Raw genomic sequence first — 2,121 nt, 5'->3', positions numbered from 1 at the left:
CGGGACCGCGCAGGCGTCGGCAGCGGCCGGCGCGACCGGGCCTGTCGGGGCCGCCGGGCCCGGGACGCCGCAGACGGCGCCGCTGCACGAGGCGAGCGACGCCGTCTGAGGACCTGCGGTGACGCGGGGCGTCAGCTGCGGGGCGGATGCGCCTGCGCCGACGCGATGAACGCGAGCATCGACGCGCGGGACGACCCGTCGTCGATCGCGTCCTCCGACAGCCCGGTCGCGGTCGTCCACGCCTTGTCGGCCGCGTCCTTCCCCGCGAGCGCGGAGTACGTCACGACGTAGTCGGCGAGCGGCCCGGTGAACCCGGACTCCTCGACGGCGGCCGCGATCCGCTCGGGGTCGACCCCGGTCGCGAGCGACATCTGCACCGGGCCCATGGGGATGAGCTGGATGCCGAGGATCGCCGACGGCTCGGGGCTGAACCACGTCGCGTAGTCACGCTTCGCGCCCCAGCTGATGGAGAACACCTCGTGGCCGAACCCGTCGAGCGCGGGGTCGGCCAGGTCCGGGGCGGTCCAGTACGCGCGCGCCGACGCGGCCTCCGTGGAGGTCAGCCACGCCGCCTGCGTCGCGAGGTCGTCCTGACCGGACGCCTGCGCCCACAGCCCGAGGCCGTTCCACGCGTTGACGGCCTCCGAGGACGACTCCTGGTTGTTCCCGTCCGCGAAGGGCGACGTGCCCGACGCCCACGAGTGACCGAACCACGGGTCGAACGACCGCAGCTGCGGCAGCTCGTCCGAGGGCGTCGCCGAGGCGATGTCGGCGGCGAGCAGGTCCATGACCGGCGCGAGGTCGTCCGCGAGCGCCTCGTCGTCGGCCGACAGGAGGCCGGCCGCCGCGAGGAGGTACCCGTAGTGGAAGTGGTGGTCGTTGAGCTCGTCCGACCCGAACGACGGCGTGAGGCCGATCGCGGACCGGGCCGTCGCGTCGTAGACGACGCAGCGTGCGTCCCGCTCGGCGCAGCCGTCGGGCTCCGTCCACTCGCGCAACGCGTCGGTCGTGCGGGTGCGCAGGTCGGCCACCACGTCGTCGGCGCCGAGCTGCTCGCCCAGCGTCACGAGGGACGCCGCACGGAACAGCGCCTTGCCGCCGAAGTACGTGTCCGACGGGAACGGCTCGGTGGCCGCGACGTCGGCGCGCAGGGCGTCGACGATCGCGGTCCGACGGTCGTCGGGGACACCGTCGAGGTCGAGCGCGGCCGTCGGCCGCACGGTGGGCGCGAACGCCGACAGGTGGGAGCCGGCGCAGAGCTCGAGCGTGCCGTAGACGCTCGGGTAGGTGCCGAGGTCGCAGCCCTCGCGCTCCGGCTGGGTGCCGGTGCGCTGGTGCGGCGCGAGCAGGTAGGCCGACGGCGTGCCGCCGGCGGTGTTGTACGTGAGGGTCGTGCGGGCCACGTCGTCGTCCACGCCGTAGGTGACGTCCACCCCGGTGACGGGGTCGGCCGCGGCGGTGGCGAGGGTGGCGGCCGCGTCGGCGTCCGCGTCCTGCGGGACGGGGTACCAGGTGGCGGTGTCGCCCGCGGCGAGGGTGGTCGAGCCGCCCTCGGCGCCGACGAGCGCCCAGTCGGTGCCCGCGACGGTGGCCGTGGCGGGCGTCCCGTCGCCGCCGCCGGAGAACGAGCCGCCCTCGGCGGTCGAGGCGACCGTGAGGTCCCGCTCGGCCGTGAGGCTGACGAACGGCGAGCCCTCCGCGAGGACGACGTGGCCGAGGACCGCGCCGGACGCGTCGAGCAGGTCGACGGTCACGCTCACCGGGTCAGCCGCGCTGACCTGCGCGGACGCTGCGCCCGCGTCGACGGTCACGGCCGGGACGTGCGGTGCGACGACCGCCTTGTCGCTGGCCACCGGGTCCGGCAGGCCGAGCGTGAACCCGCTGTCGGTCAGGGCGAACGACACGGGCTGCGCGAAGACCGGCTGCGGCTCGTCGCCGAACACGAGGCCGCTGTACCAGCGGTTCGTCGGCGGGACGACGCCCTCGGCGAGGCGCACGGGTGCGATCTTGCCGACGGCCTCCTGCTCGACACCGGCCGTCAGCGCGGCGGTGTCGACCTCGGGGGTGCGGGCGTCGGGCGGCCCGGCGACAGGGGCGTCGGGCGCGGAGCCAGATCGGAAG

At 75.6% G+C, this 2,121-nt stretch carries 1 protein-coding gene; it reads right to left on the bottom strand.

Annotated elements, in window-relative coordinates:
- Window positions 1-131 precede the first annotated feature (131 nt).
- Window positions 132-2,121: glycosyl hydrolase (locus tag HGA02_RS17355; RefSeq protein ID WP_168680459.1), on the bottom strand; the 1,990-nt coding region annotated here is incomplete at its 5' end.

The sequence above is a fragment of the Cellulomonas septica genome, assembly GCF_012396155.1.
In the GTDB taxonomy this organism is placed as follows: Bacteria; Actinomycetota; Actinomycetes; order Actinomycetales; family Cellulomonadaceae; genus Cellulomonas; species Cellulomonas septica.
This window is presented reverse-complemented; position numbering and strand designations above follow the sequence as displayed.